The organism is Teichococcus aerophilus (assembly GCF_014490485.1).
Classification (GTDB): Bacteria; Pseudomonadota; Alphaproteobacteria; order Acetobacterales; family Acetobacteraceae; genus Pseudoroseomonas; species Pseudoroseomonas aerophila.
In genome coordinates this window covers 47,010-63,806 of record NZ_JACTVA010000016.1, presented here as the reverse complement: position 1 = coordinate 63,806, position 16,797 = coordinate 47,010, and the positions used below count along the sequence as shown (strand labels likewise).

Annotated in this window: 12 protein-coding genes; 7 read left to right on the top strand and 5 right to left on the bottom strand. The window is 68.9% G+C overall.

Going from position 1 to position 16,797, the window contains the following annotated elements:
- Positions 1-124 precede the first annotated feature (124 nt).
- Positions 125-1,294, top strand: coding sequence for an acyltransferase family protein (locus IBL26_RS11025; protein ID WP_187784535.1), 1,170 nt, complete (start codon positions 125-127; stop codon positions 1,292-1,294).
- The gene (locus tag IBL26_RS11020) at positions 1,291-2,589 is read left to right on the top strand and encodes a hypothetical protein (protein ID WP_187784534.1); all 1,299 of its coding nucleotides are present in this window, start codon (positions 1,291-1,293) and stop codon (positions 2,587-2,589) included. The genes IBL26_RS11025 and IBL26_RS11020 overlap by 4 nt, the downstream gene beginning before the upstream one ends.
- A gap of 400 nt (positions 2,590-2,989) precedes the next feature.
- Here the strand turns inward: IBL26_RS11020 and IBL26_RS11015 are convergent, their stop codons facing one another.
- Complete coding sequence (locus tag IBL26_RS11015; protein WP_187784533.1) at positions 2,990-4,450, bottom strand: exopolysaccharide biosynthesis polyprenyl glycosylphosphotransferase; 1,461 nt, start codon at positions 4,448-4,450, stop codon at positions 2,990-2,992.
- Between the two features lie 332 nt (positions 4,451-4,782).
- Between IBL26_RS11015 and IBL26_RS11010 the strand changes: the two genes are divergently transcribed.
- Positions 4,783-5,553, top strand: a complete 771-nt coding sequence (locus IBL26_RS11010) for a WecB/TagA/CpsF family glycosyltransferase (RefSeq protein ID WP_187784532.1) — start codon at positions 4,783-4,785, stop codon at positions 5,551-5,553.
- A 347-nt stretch (positions 5,554-5,900) separates the two neighbouring features.
- On the opposite strand, the gene IBL26_RS11005 is transcribed toward IBL26_RS11010, so the two are convergent.
- On the bottom strand, positions 5,901-6,866 hold the full coding sequence (locus tag IBL26_RS11005) for a hypothetical protein (protein ID WP_187784531.1): 966 nt from the start codon (positions 6,864-6,866) through the stop codon (positions 5,901-5,903).
- 61 nt (positions 6,867-6,927) lie between these two features.
- Between IBL26_RS11005 and IBL26_RS11000 the strand changes: the two genes are divergently transcribed.
- Positions 6,928-8,643, top strand: coding sequence for a GMC oxidoreductase (locus tag IBL26_RS11000; RefSeq protein WP_367615412.1), 1,716 nt, complete (start codon positions 6,928-6,930; stop codon positions 8,641-8,643).
- Positions 8,644-9,098: 455 nt separating this feature from the next.
- On the opposite strand, the gene IBL26_RS10995 is transcribed toward IBL26_RS11000, so the two are convergent.
- Complete coding sequence (locus tag IBL26_RS10995) at positions 9,099-10,046, bottom strand: NAD-dependent epimerase/dehydratase family protein (protein WP_187784530.1); 948 nt, start codon at positions 10,044-10,046, stop codon at positions 9,099-9,101.
- A gap of 284 nt (positions 10,047-10,330) precedes the next feature.
- Between IBL26_RS10995 and IBL26_RS10990 the strand changes: the two genes are divergently transcribed.
- The 3 genes from IBL26_RS10990 (at position 10,331) to IBL26_RS10980 (ending at position 14,614) form a co-directional block, all read left to right on the top strand.
- Positions 10,331-12,487, top strand: a complete 2,157-nt coding sequence (locus IBL26_RS10990; RefSeq protein ID WP_187784529.1) for a GumC family protein — start codon at positions 10,331-10,333, stop codon at positions 12,485-12,487.
- Positions 12,487-13,221, top strand: coding sequence for a polysaccharide biosynthesis/export family protein (locus IBL26_RS10985; RefSeq protein WP_187784528.1), 735 nt, complete (start codon positions 12,487-12,489; stop codon positions 13,219-13,221). Before IBL26_RS10990 ends, IBL26_RS10985 begins: the two co-directional genes overlap by 1 nt.
- A gap of 121 nt (positions 13,222-13,342) precedes the next feature.
- Positions 13,343-14,614 carry a polysaccharide biosynthesis protein gene (locus IBL26_RS10980; RefSeq protein WP_187784527.1) on the top strand — a complete coding sequence of 424 codons (1,272 nt, stop codon included), beginning with the start codon at positions 13,343-13,345 and terminating at the stop codon, positions 14,612-14,614.
- 269 nt (positions 14,615-14,883) lie between these two features.
- On the opposite strand, the gene mltA is transcribed toward IBL26_RS10980, so the two are convergent.
- Positions 14,884-15,936, bottom strand: coding sequence for a murein transglycosylase A (mltA, locus tag IBL26_RS10975; protein WP_187784526.1), 1,053 nt, complete (start codon positions 15,934-15,936; stop codon positions 14,884-14,886).
- A complete protein-coding gene (locus tag IBL26_RS10970; protein WP_187784525.1) occupies positions 15,933-16,592 on the bottom strand; it encodes a Tim44/TimA family putative adaptor protein in 660 nt (219 codons plus the stop codon). The genes mltA and IBL26_RS10970 overlap by 4 nt, the downstream gene beginning before the upstream one ends.
- Between the last annotated feature and the right edge of the window lie 205 nt (positions 16,593-16,797).

The window sequence follows — 16,797 nt, the reverse complement described above, 5'->3', positions numbered from 1 at the left end:
ATCGGTGATTTTTACGTTCTGCGTATCTTTCAAAGAGCACGATGCCCGCGCCGTTCATGATCGCCAGCCAATTCCGTGGACGGCCGGCCCTCATCGGGGCAAGGCAGGCGGCCGGCATGGCCCGATGAGCCTGCCCAAAGCCGAGAATGGCAGCATCACCTGGAGCGTCGGCCCGTCCCACGACTACGTGGCGCCGCTCGACGGGCTGCGGGCGCTGTCCATCCTGCTGGTGGTGCTGGGGCATTACGGGCTCGGCTCGCTGCTGCCGGGCACCTTCGGCGTTACGGTGTTCTTCTTCATCTCCGGCTTCCTCATCACGCGTCAGTTGATGCTGGAACAGCAGCGGAAGGGCCGCGTGCGGCTCGGCCCGTTCCTGGCGCGGCGGTTGCTGCGGCTGTGGCCGGCGCTGATCGTCGTTGTTCCCATCGCCTCGCTCATCAACGTGCAGGCGGGCGGCACCACCAGCCCCTCCCAGGTCATGGCCGGGCTGTTCTACTTCACCAACTACATGGCGTTGTTCGAGCCCTACAACACCGGCCCCGGTGGCATGGACAGTCCGCTGGCGCCGCTGTGGTCGATCGCGGTGGAGCTGCATTTCTACGCCCTGTTCCCCTTCCTGTTCGTGGCGGTGCGCAGCCGGGCGCGGCTGATCGGCATCCTGGCCGTGCTGATCGTCGCCATCATCGCCTGGCGCACCGTGCTGGCCGGGCAGTGCGTCGCCACCGGGCCCGCCTGCACCGAGGGGCTCGGCGCCTTCCGCACCGCCTTCTCCACCGACATGCGGCTCGATTCCATCCTTTACGGCGTCCTGATGTCGCTGCTGCTCAACACCGGCGCGGCACCGCTGTTGCTGCGCCTGTTCAATGCGCGCGCCACGCTCGTCGTCTCCCTGCTGATCGTGCTGGCCAGCCTGGCCATCCGCGACCCCACTTTCCGCTCCAGCCTGCGCTACACCATGCAAGGCATCGGGCTGTTCCTCGGCTTCGGCTGCGTGCTGTTCGGCCCGCGCCATGGCTGGACCCGGCGGCTGCTGGCCAGCCGCCCGGCCGTGCTGCTCGGCCGGTGGAGCTACTCGCTCTATCTCTGGCACCTCGCCGTGCTGGTCTGCGCCGTGCCGCTGCTGCCGGAAGCATTGTGGAAGCCCGCCATCCTGGACATGCGGCCCAGCCTGTTCTGGCTGCTGGTGGTAATGCCCGCGCTGGCCGCCATCTCCACCGCCATTGCCGCCGTATCCTATGAATGGGTGGAACGGCCGCCGCAGCGGCTGCGGCGCTTCCTGCGGCAGCCATCGTGACGGAACGGGCGAAAGCCCTGCCCGGCAGCCGGCGCCGCACCGCCCAATGGTTCGGCCTGCTGTCCATGTTCTTCCAGATCTTCCACTACAAGGTGGAAGCCGGGCCTTTCTACGCCCTCTCCAAAGGCTGGCCCATCGTCACGGTGCCGCTGACTCTGTATGGCATGGTCAAGCTGCGCCTGCCGGATAGCCCGGTCTACCTGGTGCTGCTGGCCTATGCGCTGGGCTTCACCCCCATCCTCTCCCTGATCTATTTCCCGACCGGGCTGGCGGATGCGCTGCTCTCCTCCATCAAGGCCTGGCCGCTCACCTACTATTTCGCCGTGCCCGCGGCACTCGTGCTGCTGCGGCCATCCGAGCGGGACGTGGCACGCGGCGCCATCAGCTTCGGCATCGCCACCTTCGCGGTGATGTGGATCCTGTGGGTCACAGTCCCCGCCGCGCGCTTCCAGCCCACCGTGGCCGGCGCCAACATGTTCTCCTGGGATGACGGGCGCGGCATGTATATCCGCATGCCCATGATGCTGGCCGAGCTGATGCTGTTCTGGCTGGGCGAGCGCCTGGTGCGGGAACGCAAGCTGTGGCAGCTGGCGCTGCTGGTGGGGGCCATCGTCTCCATGGTCATCATCTACAAGGCGCGGCTGCCCACCGGCGTCACCGTCATCGTGCTGATGATGATCATGGTGTTCCGCATGCCGGCCAACTGGCTGTGGGGCCTCGGCGCCATCAGCATGCTGCCGGTCATCATCGTCGCGCTGATCTACGGTCCCGGCGTGCCGGAACTGCTGGGGCGGATCTTCGACGAATCTCTGTTCATCCGCCTGCGCTCCGTCGTCATCGCCTGGGACTGGATCACCAGCGACCCGTCCAAGCTGCTGTTCGGCTCCGGCTCCATCTCCTCCTTCTCCGAACTCACCCTGGCGGATTTCTTCGGCAACTCGGATTTCTGGCTGACCGATATCGGCTGGCTGGGCGTGCTGATGGAATACGGGCTGATCGGGACCGGGATGATCGTGTTCATCCACGCCCGCTCCCTCAAGACCGCGCTGGCCGTGCGCAACGGCAGTGCCTTCCGCGCCGCGCTGGGGGACTACGTGGTGTTCGAAATCCTCTGCTCGGCCATCTACTCGGTCATGTACGCGCCCGGCGGCGTCGTCACCGTGGCCGCCCTGGCCTGGTGGCTGCGCATGCGCGACGAAGCCGGCTTCACCCAGGACCAGACCGGCTGGCGCCCCACCCGCACCACAGCACCGCTGCAGACCCCAGCCTGGGCCCGCGGCCGCATTCCATTATAGGCGGCGAGCTACCTTCACGGCAGGCGGGCTACGGCCGGGCATCAGGGCAGATGCACGCGCCTGGCGTGCGGCAGATCCAGACAGGTGCGGGAAGGCCGGGGAAAGAATTCCCCGGACCCCTTCTTTTCTTTTTTTGAGTTTTTCGGCTGTGGCTGTTGAGGGCGCGGTCTTGGGAGACGGCTGGGTGCGCCGGAGGCCTGGACCTCCGGCGACTGAGGGTTCAGCCCTGGTGGCCCATTATCAAAATCATCAAGCAGCGTCCGCTCTCAGTCCTGACGCGCTTCGCCAAACTCGCAGAAAAAAGAAGGGGCCGGGGAATTCCTTCCCCGGCCTTCGCTTCGCCCCACCCCAAAGCCAAGACAGCCGGGAAAGGGGCACCGCCCCATCCCGGCCAGACGCCTCAAAAGACGTTGCGCCCGGCGAGGCCGACGAAGATGGTGCGCACCATGATGCGGATGTCGAGCCAGAGGGACCAGTGGGTGATGTAGTACAGGTCCATCTCGATGGATTTGCGCGCATTCTCGGGGTCGCGCAGGGCGTTGCTGCGCATGCCGTTGGCCTGGGCGTAGCCGGTCAGGCCGGGCTTGATGCGGTGCCGCACCGCGTAGCGGCGCACCATGTCCGAGAAACGTTCCTGCCCGACCAGCATGTTGGCCACGTAGGGACGTGGTCCAACGACCGACATGTCGCCTTTCAGCACGTTCAGCAGCTGCGGGATCTCGTCGATCGACAGCTTGCGCAGGATGCCGCCGATGCGGGTGATGCGCGGGTTGTGCTTGCTGTTGGTGCCGACCGAGCCGTCGTCGGTCGGGTCCACCGTCATGGTGCGGAACTTGTAGATGGAGAAGGCCTTCTGCCCCAGGCCGGTACGCGGCTGGCGGAACAGGGCCGGCCCCGGGCTGTCCAGCCGGATGGCCAGCGCCACCAGCAGCAGCATCGGGCTGAGGATCAGCAGCGCCAGGCCGGCGACGACATAATCCTCCAGCGCCTTGGTGATGCCCTGGCTGCCCTTGAACGGCCGGTACATCACCTGCAGCGTCGACATGCCGGAAACCGGCGCGATGCGCGCGAAGCTCGGGCGCACGCCCGCTTCCTCGAACGGCACGACGACGTCGGCGGCGATCCATTCCACCGCGTCGATCATGCGGAAGATCTCGGGCGCCTTGGCCCAGCCTTCGGCCAGTACGATCAGGTCGATCGTGTTGTCCTGCGCATAGATGGCCAGGTCTTCCATCCCGCCGGCGACGGGGATGCCGGCGACGTCGCGCACCGTGATGTCGTCCGACAGGCCGCGATAGACGCCGACGATCTCATGGTGCGCGGTATCGGCCATCAGCCGGCGCAGCGTGGCCTCGCCCACCGCGTTGGTGCCGATCACTACGGTCTTGCGGCGCAGCAGGTGCTTCCACTCGACCACGCGGGTCAGGATGCTCTGCAGCCCGCGATTGACCAGCACCATGCCCAGCAGCAGGGCGAACCAGCCCAGCACCCAGCTCTCGGTGACCGAGACGTCGCGCAGGCAGGCATGCAGCACCGCCGTCATGACCACCCAGCTGGCGGCGCTGCCGAGCAGCACCTGGCCCAGCTGCGACCAGAGGGTGACGTAGTTCTCCACCCGGTAGGCGCGGATCTGGCCAAGCACGGAGAGGAAGGCCCAGATGCCGGCCAGCATCGTGACGATCCGCTGGTCCCACATCAGCGGCTGGTGCCAGATCGTGGCGGCCACCAGCGTGGCCAGCAGGATGGCCACCACGTCCGCGGCGCGGACGACGCGGTTCAGCAGCCCGTGCGTCCACCGGAAGGTGGAAAGCTGGCGGTCGTCCTGCAGGATGGGAGAGGGAGGAGGAGATGAATCAGGCAAGGCTGTCTGCCCATGCGCGGCGCGTGCGCCGGTTGGAGGGATAGCGGGCCCCGGACGGCCGGCGGCATGCGAAGCCCCGCGCGGCCTGAAGGGTTGGAACGCGGTCTCTTACCTGACTGCTCAAGGAGCCCCCTGATTCCAGCAAAAGGATCGCCGAGAGGTCACGCCGCGGCGGCCATCGCCGCATCCCACGCCGGGGCACGGGATTATTACCTCTCTACATGTGATCTGCATGGGGCGAAATAATTATTCTTTCTGCACATCGGCGCTGGCCCATGAGGAAGCGTTCCGTATCATGGCATCAAGCAGAAACCCCCATGGTACAGGTTGAAATGAGCGCAACGCCCACCGCCCCGAGTACCGTGACATTTTCATCGCAATACCTGCTCTCGGTCCGTTTCGACGATGTCGGCCTGGACCAGGCCATGGCTTTGTTGGCGGAGCGCGACCCGGCGGCACCGTTCGTCTACATTGTGACACCGAACGCGGATCATTGGATTCGCCTGCAGCGCCAGCCGGAACTGCTGCCGCTCTACGAGCCGGCCTGGCTCTCCCTGTGCGACAGCCGCATCCTGCAATTGCTGGCCGGCCAGCGCGGCGTGAAGCTGCAGGTGGCCCCGGGCTCCGACCTGACGCAGCGCCTGTTCGATGAGGTGATCCAGCCGGACACCCCCGTCACGGTCATCGGCGCGACGGAGGAGATGGTGCAGCAGTTGCGGGACAAGTACGGCCTGCAGTGCCTGGCGCACCACAACCCACCGATGGGCTTCATCCGCAACCCGGACGCGGTGAAGGCCTGCGTGGACTTCATCCTGGCCCACCCCTCCCGCTTCGTCCTGCTCTGTGTCGGCTCTCCGCAGCAGGAGAAGCTGGCGGCGGCGATCACCGCCTCCGGCCAGGCGGTGGGCATCGGGCTGTGCGTCGGTGCCTCGGTCGAGTTCGTGGTGGGGGCGAAGAAGCGGGCGCCGGTCTGGGTGCAGCAGGCGCATCTGGAATGGCTGCACCGGCTGGCCAGCGAGCCCCGCCGGCTGTGGAAGCGCTACATCCTGGAGGCGCCCGCGCTGGTGCGGCTGATGATGAAGGTGCCGCGCGGCGGCGGCTGAAGGATGGGCGAGAGGGGCGCCGCCCCTCTCACACTCTCCCCGCCAAAGGCCTGAGGCCTTTGGAAACCCATTCTTGGATATTCTTCAGCCGTAAGTGGATCGCCCGAATATGGCTATCTGGCGGGGATGGTACGAACCGCGCGGCGGATATGAAACATAGTGGGCGTGGCTACGCACCCATTCTCCGGCCTTGTTATCTAGCATCCTTATGGCGAACCAGGCCGCATCGAGGCGCCACCCTGAGTCGCGGATGCAGGGGATCGCATCCCTTGCCAGGGGAGTTCGAGAGGGCAGCGCCCCCTCGTTCCACCCTCACAAACCCCGGGGCACGCCCCGAGGGAGTCGCCTCACCAGTAGCAGCCGCGCTCGATCTTCTGCGCGGCGGAGGGGGCTTCCTCACCGCTCGGGCGGGTCCAGGCCGGGGTCATCAGCTTCTGGAAGAACTCGTCCACGTCCCAGCGCCGGCCGCGCACGCCGAACAGCACCTGCGTCGGCCCGCCCATGTGGAAGCCGACATGGCCGGTCTTCTTCGCATGCGCCGCCAGCAGCAGGGAAATGCCGCCGGCACCCACCAGCAGCACGTCATAAGGCTCGGCATCCACGGCGGTCTTGATCCGCTCCAGCCGCTCTTCCCAGTTCGCCTCGTCCGGATCGGCCAGGCCGGGGGAGAGGGGCATCTTCACGGTACGCAGCTGGAATTCCGGCAGGATGTCTCGCCCCGGCCAGATCTCGGCCCGGCGGGCATACTGGTCCTCGATGGTGCGGGCGAAGGGCGTGACGACGCAGACGCGCTTGCCGGCCAGCTGGGCGGACCAGGGCTGGTCGAAATACCAGGGGTCCAGCGCCTTCAGCGAAATCAGCCGTGCCTGGGTGGCGTGGTTCAGCAGCACGTCCGGCTCGCCGGTGTAGCCCATGACGCCCATGACATCGAGCTGCTTGGCCGCGTCGATCAGCGCGGCGCAGAAGCGGTCCAGCGAATCGTCATTGACCGGGAACAGCCCGACATTGAGGAACATCTGCTCCCGCAGCATCGGCGGGTAGGGTTCGCCCTTCGGGCGGTTGTTCAGGAAGAAGCCTGCGGCCTCACCCTCCAACCCACCGATCTTGCCGATGCCGGCGGGCCGCCCACTGGCGATGGCCTGGGCGATCAGCGCCTGCCCTGCCTCATCCGTGGGGGCGAGCCTGTCCGAGAACAGGCGCTTGATGCGCGCATCCCGCACCCTTTGCCGGACCCAGTCATAGGTCGGGTGCAAAATGTCCCACAGATAGGGACGATCGCGAACGAACTTGGCGGCAGAACGACGCAATTCCATGTTGGATAGGTATCGTGACGCGAAAAAATTGAACAGCCCTCTTTTCTTTAAGCGCAGTTCCGTGCTCCCTGCCCCAATGATCCTCGATGCCGAAACGCTGGAACATGGCGCCTCGCTGGAGGCTGACCTGTGCATCATCGGCGCCGGCGCGGCAGGCATTTCCCTGGCCCTGCAATTCCTGAACGGACCCGCCCGGGTCATTCTGGTGGAGGCCGGCCAGCGCATCCCCGATGCCGCCAGCCAGGCGCTCTATGCCGGGGAGGTCGCCGACCCCGCCCTGCATTCCCCGCCCGATACCTACCGCCAGCGGCAGTTCGGCGGCTCCACCACCCTCTGGGGCGGCCGCTGCATGCCGCTGGACCCGATCGATTTCCGCGCCCGGTCCTGGATGCCGAACTCCGGCTGGCCGATCGGGCCGGAGACGCTGGCACCCTGGTACCCGCCCGCCAACAAGCTGTGCGAGGCCGGCGAGTACGATTACGACGCCCGCACCGCCATGCCCGGTGGCATGAAGCCGATGATCGCCGGCTTCACCCCCGCCGATTTCAGCGCCGAGGGGATCGAGCGCTTCTCCCTGCCCACGAATTTTGGCGCCCGCTACGGCCACCGCCTGGAAGCCAGCCCGCATGTGAAGGTGCTGATGGGCACCAGCTGCACCGGCATCGAATGCTCGGCGGACGGCACCACGGTGCAGACCCTGCGCCTGCGCACCCTCTCCGGCCGGGACGCCACCATCGCCGCCACCCGCGTGGTGCTGGCCACCGGCGGGCTGGAAGTGCCGCGGCTGCTGCTGGCCGCCCGCGGCCCGGGGCATGAGAACGGGCTGGGCAACGCGCACGACCTCGTCGGCCGCTACTACATGTGCCACATCGCCGGCACCTCCGGCCGCCTGCGGCTCAACCTGCCGCGCGGCGCCGTGCAGCACGGCTACGAAGTAGCGTGGGACGGCACCTATATCCGCCGCCGCCTCAGCCTGACGCCGGAGGCGCAGGAGCGCCTGGGCGTCGGCAACGCGGTGATGCGGCTGCACTTCCCCCGCATCCCGGACCCCAGCCACGGCAGCAGCGTGCTCTCCGGCCTGTACCTGATGCGCTGGCTGCTGCCCTACGAATACCGCAAGCGCCTGGCCGGCACGGAGGGCGAGGGCGTCGGCCCCACCCTGCGCCACCTGCGCAACATGGTGTCAGACCCGTTCAGCGCCATGGACTTCGCCTGGACCATGCTGCGCAAGCGCAAGCTCTCCGCGCGCAAATTCCCCTCCATCATCGTCCGGCCGCCCGGCAACGTCTTCTCCCTCGACTTCCATGGGGAGCAGGAGCCGAACCCGGACAGCCGCGTCACCCTGGCCAACAGCCAGGACGCGCTGGGCATGCCCCGCCTGCGGGTGGACTGGCGCTGGGCCGCCGGCGACCTGCGGACCGCCGAAGCCACCTACGGCCTGCTCGCCACCGAGCTGGCAAAATGGGGCAAGGGCTCGCTGGACTTCGACCCCAAGGAGATCGCCCACGACATGCTGCGGGACGGCGCCTATGGCGGCCACCACATCGGCACCGCCCGGATGAGCGCCAGCCCCACCACTGGCGTGGTGGACGCCGATTGCCGCGTGCACGGCATGCACAATCTGTGGGTCGCCAGCGCCGCCGTCTTCCCCACCTCCAGCCAGGCCAACCCCACCCTGACCATCGTGGCCCTGGCCCTGCGAATGGCAGCCCAACTGAAGCGGGACATGGGGCAGCCTTCCCAGGCCACCAAGCCCGAGGCGGTTGTCCAGGGCTGAGGCCCACACCTTGGTTCTGGCGTCGGGCTCAAGGCGGAAGAAGGCTGGGGAAAGAATTCCCCAGACCCCGTCTTTTCTTTTTTCGAGTTTTTGCGTGTGGCTGTTGTTGGGGCGGGACTGAGAGACGGCTGGGTGCGCCGGAGGTCTTGGACCTCCGGCGACTGAGGGTTCAGCCCTCATGGCCCATTTCAATGATCATCAAGCAGCGACAGCTCTCAAACCTGCAGCGCGCCGCCAAACTCGCAGAAAAAGATGGGGTCTGGGGAATTCTTTCCCCAGCCTTCCCAGCCATCAGAGCAATGACCGCCGAAGCCGGCGTGACATCGGCAACCGGCCCACCCACCTCCGCCCCCGAACCCAAAGCGCACCACCAAACTCGCAAAAAGAAGATGGGGCCCGGGGAATTCCTTCCCCGGCCTTCTCCCTCCCATCCAACGAAGGGCGAACCTCCCGGGTCAGGCCGCCTTCATCGCCCAGGAGGCGGCGTCCGCCAGGGCTTCGGCGGGTGGGGTGCGGCGGAAGCCCAGGCCGGCATCGGCCTGGCGATGGTCCAGCACGATGTCCTGCTGGAACAGCCGCAGCAGGGAGGGCGGCATCGGGTCCGGCGTGCGCAGTTTGGCCTTGCGGCCGAGGATCTCCATCGCCTTCAGCGGGAAGGCCGCCAGTTTCTCGACCTTCATGCGCCGGCCGCTGAGGCGGCGTACCGGCGTGGCGCCGATGGCGCGGCCGAGCTTCGTGAAATAGGCGTTCCATTCCTCCGGCTCGGGGTCGGAGACGTTGAAGGCCTGGCCGGTGCCGTCGCTCACCCGCAGCGCCGCGGCGGCGGCGGAGACGAGGTCGGCGACCGAGGTCAGGTTGCAGATGCCATCCCCAGCGGGGCCGAGGTCACCCAGCCGGCCGGCGCGCAACAGCCGCGCCGGCCGGGCGGTCCAGCTTTCAGAGCCGGGGCCGTGCACGCAGCCGGGCCGCAGCATGATGACGGAGCCACCCTGGGCAGCGTGGGCGCGCAGCAGCGCCTCGCTCTCGGCCTTGCTCTCGCCATAGGCGCCTTCGGGGCGCAGCGGGCTGTCTTCCATTACCAGCCCGGTGGCCGCGCCGTAGACGGACATGGTGCTGAGATGGACGATGCGGCGCGGCCCGGCGGCCTGGGCCAGCACCTGGGTGGCCTTGCCCATGTCCTCGGGCGACGCCGCCACGCAGTTCACCACCGCGCCGACGCCTTCCAGCGCCTGGGCCATGGAGCCGGCGTCCAGCGCATTCACTTGGCGCAATTCGATACCGTCCGGCACAGCGCGCGGGCTGCGCATGCCCGCGATAACGCGTACGCCCTGCCGGGCGAGGCCATGCAACATGTGATCGCCGATGAAGCCACCGGCGCCGAGAACGAGGACAGGATCGGTCATGCCCCACATGTTACATCGTACCTGCCCCGCAACCAGGGTCGGTTGCGGCCGATATCGGGCGGAAACCCAGCTTTCCGCTGGAAAGTGAAGCTACAGCGTGGCGCATTTGCTGATTTGCTCCTGTCCAGGGGCGTGTTAACCAAACTTGACGCCGGGGCTTGCTAGAACGTCCCGGTGCTTGGCGGGGTGCTGGTGCGGGTGAACCACTTCGAAGCGTTCTTGAGGCATCTGGCCACGGCGTTTCCGCCCCGCCCGGGCGCTGAAGGCATGGGGTTAAGCCGTTCATGAACCTCGTTCCAGTTACGCGCCATGCAACAACCCAGGCCGAGCCCTTCCCGCCCCTGCCGCAGGCGCCGCCGCCCGACCCATCGATGTCGCTGACGCCACGCGACATCCTGACCACCATCTTCGTCCGCAAGAAGCTGATCGCACTGGCCTTCGTGGTGCCGGCCGCCATTTCCATCGCCGCCGCCGCGGTGCTGCCGGTGAAATGGTCGGCCGAGGGCCTGCTGCTGGTGCAGGTGAGCCGGGAGGCCGCCGGCGCCTCGGACCTGACCGGCACCGGCCCCACCATCGTCAGTGTCGAGATGCCGAAGCTGGTGCAGTCGGAGGTGGACATGATCCTCTCCGATGTCGTGCTGCGCCGCGCCGTCTCCTCCGCCCCGCCCGGCACGTTCTTCCCGGCGGCGGAGCCACGCTTGTTCGGCCTGCTGCCGGCGCAGGAGGAATCGATACCGGCGCAGGCGGCGAAGCTGCGCAGCGCCTTGCTGGTGCTGTCCTCCAACACGTCCAACCTGCTGCGGCTCAGCGCCTCGCTGGCCACGCCGGAACAGTCGATCGCGGCGCTGAATGCCGTGCTGGCGGCCTACATGGCCCACCGGCAGGACATCTTCGTCCAGGGTGACTCGCGCCTGCTGCTGGCCGAGACCGAGCGCATGGCCACCGCCCTGCACGAGCTGGACGACCAGATCGCCAGGCTGCGGGCCGAGAACCGCATCCTGGACCTGCCGAACGACATCACGGTGGCCAGCGCCCGCCTCGCCAGCGTCACCGGCCGCATCGATGCGCTGCGCGAGCGCAAGGCGATCACGGATTCCCAGTTGGCGGCGGGGCGGGAGCGCCTGGCCCAATACCCCAGCCGCGTGGTGGCGGAGGCCGAGACCACCAACCTGGCCCCCAACGACACCACCCGCAACGAACTCTCCCAGCTGATCCTGGAGCGGCGGCGGATGGCGTCCCAGTACGCGGCCGACTGGCCGCCGTTGCGGGAGCTGGACTCGCGCATCGCCACGCTGCGGCAGAACATCACCGCCGCCAACCGCAACCGGTTCGAGACGGTGCGGGAGATCCGCAACCCCGCCATCAACCAGCTCTCCCTGCACATGGCGTCGCTGGAGGTGGAGGCCGCCTCGACTGGCCGGCAGATGGAGGCGCTGGAGGCGCAGCAGCAGGAAGCCCAGGCCCGCGCCAGCCAGTTGCTGCAGGCCGAGGCCACGCTGCGCGACCTGACCCGCCGGCGGGACGCGCTGGAAGCCTCCTACCGCCAGATCGCGGGGCGGGAGACCGGGGCGCGCATCGCCGAGGATGCGCAGCGCTCCCGCTCCCCCTCCGTCATCGTCGCCCAGCCGCCCGAGGCGGCGGCCAAGCCGCGCGATATCCGCCCCGCCCTGGTGGCGGCCGGGCTGTTCGGCGCCATCGTCGCCGCCATGGCCTCGGCCATCCTGCTCACCCTGTTCCGCCGTACCTTCGCCACGACGGATGAGGCGGAGCGCGGCCTCAGCCTGCCGGGCCTCGCCTCCATCCCGCCCCGGGCGAAGCTGGATGCCGGCGAGACCATTCCGCCGGTGACCGACCTGGCGGCGATGCTGCTGGATGCCCGTGCCAGTGGCGAGCGGCTTTCCCTCGTCCAGTTCGTCGCGACCGGGAAGGACGATGGCCGCAGCGCCGTCGCTCTCGCCGTCGCGGCCGAGATCGCCCGCGCGCGCGGCCTGCGCACCCTGCTGGTGGACCTGGAGACCGATGGCCGCGCCTATATGAGCGCCATGGGCTCCCACCCCGTGCACGAGGCGAAGGACCCGGACAAGCTGCTGGCCTTCAACACCGTCATCCCCAACCTCTGGGTGGCCTATGAGGCGCGGGACAGCGTGTTGGGGGACCCGCATGCCGGCATCGACCGCCTGCGCGCCCTGCTGGACCGGCTGCGGCGGGAACTGGATGTGGTGGTGCTGGTGGCGCCCACGGCGGCCGACAGCTACGCCATGCGGCGCCTGACCGCGATGGTGGATGTGAACCTGCTGGCCCTGCGCGCCGAACGCACCGACAAGGGCGTGGCCCGCGCCGCCCGTAACGCCGTACTGGCCGCCGGTGGCCGCATGGTCGGCTTCGTGATGTCCAGCGAGCGGCGGGTCCTGCCCCGCTTCCTCGCCAAGCTGGTGTCCTGATGCGCTTTCTTCTGCTTGCCGCGATGCTCTCGGTTTCCGCCTGCGCGTCCGGCACCGACAATTTCTCCACCACCCAGTCCATCCGCATCACCGAGCGCATGCCGGAAGGTTTCGCGACCTGGACGGACGCGCCGGCCCCCTACCGCTTCGGGCCGGGCGACCGGGTGAAGGTGCAGTTCCTGCTGACGCCGGAAGTGAACGAGACCTCCCTGATCGCCCCGGACGGCGCCATGTCCCTGCGCGTCGCCGGCCGCGTCGTCGCCTCTGGCCTGACGACGGAGGAGCTGGAGCAGGCCGTCTCTACCGCCTCCCGCCGCGTGCTGACCAACCCGATCGTCACCACGGGGCTGGAGGAAGCGGGCTCCGCCGTCGTGTATGTCGGCGGCTCCGTGCAGCGGGCCGGCGCCTATCCGCTCACCGGGCGCCAGGGCATCGCCGAGATCATCACCCGGGCCGGCGGCGTCGATGAATCCGCCCGCATGGACCAGATCGTGCTGATCCGCCGCTCCCCCACCGACCAGCCGATGCTGCGCACGGTGAACCTGCAGGCCTTCATGTCCGGCACCGACCTGGCAGCCGACGTGCCGCTGGCCTCGGGCGACATCGTCTTCGTGCCACGGTCCCGCCTGGGTGAGGTCGGGCAGTGGGTGGACCAGGCGATCAACCGGATCGTCCCCTTCTCCCGCTCCTTCTCCTACGCCATCAACCGCAACAACCCGGGCAGCAACCCCTGAGCATGGCGGGCGGCGCCCCCCAGGCGGCCACGGCCGCCCGCATGACCCGCCCGGCCCCGTCGGGCACGGCGAAGCTGTCATCCCTTCCGCCCGGGGCCACGCCCGCCATGGGCCGCGCGACATGATCGCCCGGCTCTTCCGCAAAGGCGGGCTGCGCTACGTGCTGGCCTTCGCGGACCAGGGGCTGAACGCGCTGCTCTCCCTCGGCGTCACGCTGTGGCTGATCCGCCGCGGTTCGGCCGAGCAGCTTGGCACCTATGTGTTCTGGGCCAACACGGTGCTGGTCATCGGCACCTTCATCACCGCCTTCACCTCGGTGCATATCTACCGCCTGCCGCCGACCTCCGGCCGCTATGCCACCGAACGCGCCATCCTCTCCGCCAACCTCACCATGGCGGCGCTGGCCGCGTTGCTCACCCTCGCCGTGGTGCCGCTGCTGGGGCATCCGCTCGGCCTCTACGCCGCCGCCGCCTTCGTGCCCGGCATCGTCATCGGCCTGCATGCCCGCGCCGTCGCCACGGCACGGGGGGACATGGGCTCCGCCGCCGCCATCTCCGCTGTGCCCTTCGTCGCCGTCCTGGCGGTGGTGGTGGCCGAGGCCTGGCTGGGCGCGCCGCCGTCGGTGCCGCTGCTGCTGCTGGTCAACGGCCTCTCCCAGGGCGTCGCCGGCATCGTCATCATCCTGCGCCTCTGTGGCCCCGGCGCTGCTGATTTCAGCGCCTCCGCTCGCCGGCGCTGGCGGGTGCTGGCCCGGCGCTCCGGCTGGTCCCTGCTGGCCGGCATGGCCAACGAGACCTTCACCCGCCTGTACATCTTCATGGTCTTCGCCTGGTTCGGCGCCCCGGCCCTGGCGACGCTGACCGCCGCGCAGACCATGCTGCGCCCTGCCACCCTTCTGGCAGGCGCTTTCGGCTCCGCCGCCCGTGGCCCACTGGCCTCCCGCCGCCACGCCGGCGACACCCATGGCTTCCTGAAGCTGCTGGTGCTGGGCGGCACGGCGCCCGCCATCATCACCCTGGTGCTCGGCGGCCTCATCGCCGCGCTGTGGCCGTGGGTCAGTGCCTGGCTCTACGCCGGCCGCTATGCCGGGCTGGAGAACGTGGTGCTGCTGTGGTCGGTGGTCATGGCCATCAGCTGCTTCTGGGTCGCCGGGCTGGCCGGGCTGCAATCCCTGGCCCGGCTGCGTTCCCTGGCCATCGCCGAAGTCGGCGGCGCCATCACCTGCGCCATCGCCATGCCGCCCCTGCTGTGGCTGCTGGCCCCGCCCGGCGCGCTGGTCGCCATCATCATCGGTGGCTGCGTGCAGGTGGCCCTGCTGGCCTACGGTGTCCTGAAGGGGCTGCAAGCCCTGGGGCACCGCCGCCGAGTGACGCTGCGCGCCGAAGCTGGCTGAAGGCCGGGGAAGGAATTCCCCGGACCCCATCTTCTCTTTTCGAGTTTCTGGTTGGCGTGGCTGTTGAAGCAGTGCGTTTCAGAGACGGCTGGGTGCGCCGGAGGTCCTGGACCTCCCGCGACTGAGGGTTCAGCCCGCGTGCCCATATCTTAAGTCACCGAAGAGCGTCCGCTCTCAGTCCTGAAGCGCCAACGCCAACTCGCAGAAAAAAGAAGGGGACCGGGGAATTCCTTCCCCGGCCTTCCCCTGCCCCCCACCAACAGCGCCGTTCAGGACCCGACCGGCACCAGCACATACAGCGTGGAGGGTTCCTTCATCGGCCCGGCGGCATGGCCGGCGGTGTCGCCCCAGCCCCAGAACAGGTCGGCGCGGGCCGGGCCGCGGATGGCGCCGCCGGTATCCTGGGCCATGACCAGCCGGCGCATGGCCTGCCCGGTCAGCGGGTGGCGGGTGACGATCCAGACCGGGCTGCCCAGCGGGATCTCCGTCCGGTCCACGGCGATGGAACGCATTGGCGTCAGCGGCACGCCCTGGGCGCCGGTCGGGCCCTGGTCGGCGCGGGCCGGCACCTCGCGGAAGAAGACGTAGGAGGGGTTCTGGTCCATCAGCGCCTGGGCGCGTTCCGGGCCGGCGGCTTCCAGCCAGGCGCGGATGGTCTGCATCGAGACCTGCTCGCGCGGGATCTCGCCCTGGTCGGCCAGGATGCGACCGATGGGGACATAGGCGCGGCCGTTCTGCCCGTCGAAGCCCACGCGGCGGACGCCGCCATCCGGCAGCACCACGCGGCCGGAGCCCTGGATCTGCAGGAAGAACCGATCCACCGGGTCGGCCAGCCAGAGCAGGGCTGGGCCGTTGCCGGCCTCGATGGCGGCACGGTCGTCATAGGGCACCAGCCGGCCATCCCGCACGCGGCCGGCGGTGCGGCGGCCACGCAGATCCGTGGCGAACTGGCCGAGATCGACTTCGACGAGGTCGGCCGGGCGAGTGTGCAGTGGAATGGCGTAAGTGGCGGAGGGGGCGGCGGCGCCGCGCATCTCCGGCTCGTAGTAGCCGGTCATCAGGCCTTCGCCGGCCAGGCGCAGGGTGAAGCGGCGCTCGAAGAAGGCGCGGGCGGCGGCGTTGTCACCGGGCGGCAGGGCCCGCGCCTCGGCGCAGAGTGCGGCGGGCATGGCGGGCGGGCGGCAACCGGCGAGGAAGGGCGGCACGGCGGCCGCCAGATCATCCTCGGCCCAACCCGGAAGTTCGGAAACAGTCCGGGGAGCCGGCTCGGTGCAGGCCGCCAGCCCCAGCAGCAGGGCGGCGGCGAAAGCGGGGCGGATCAAGCCGCCCCGGTGCCCACCAGCTTCCAGGTCGGGTCCTGGGTCTGCAGGTCGCGCTGGAAGGTCCAGACGTCGATGATCTCGGTCACGCCATCATGCCCGGCCGTCACCTGCCCATCGGGGCCGGTGGTGATGTTGATCTGGTCGGAGACGATGCGCACCGTCACCTCAGCCACCGAGCCACGCAGCTCGGCACCCTCGATCGCCATGTCCTGGATCGTGCGGATCTCGGTGCGCTGGCGCTCACCAGCGGCCTCCCGCGACGAGATGGCCTGCTCGAACCCGCCATAGGTCTCGGTGGAGAGCAGGTTCTTCAGCGTCTCCCGGTCCCCGTTGGCGAAGGCTTCCACGATCATGCGGAAGGCGCCCTCGGCACCGCCCAGGAAGGCGGAGGGGTCGAAGGACGGGTCCTGCTGGCGGATCCGCGCCAGGCCCTGCCCGGCGGGCGTGCGGGCATCCGGCACGCCACGGGCCGCGGCAGCCGGCATGGCATCGGGCACCGCGCGTGGCACCGGGCGCAGCGCATCGGCCTGCGCACGCTGCTCCTGCGGCGGCCGCTCGAAGCCCTGGCGGCGCCCCAGCACGCTGCGCAGCCGCAGCACCAGGAAGGCCGCGATCATCGCGAACAGGATCAGATCGACCGGAAAGGCGCCCGACATTGCAATCTCCTCATGTTCCGACACTTAGGGCGCGTACCCCGCATCCGCAACGGCACAGGGTGCCATCCGTTGACGGATCATCCCAGGTGTAACGCCGTAAAGGCGGAATCGCACCGTTATGCCCAGCTTCAGCCGCTGGAATCCAGGCCCGCGGGCTGTTCCGCCCGCCCCTGATCTGCTCTACCCGCAGAGACCGGAGGAGTTG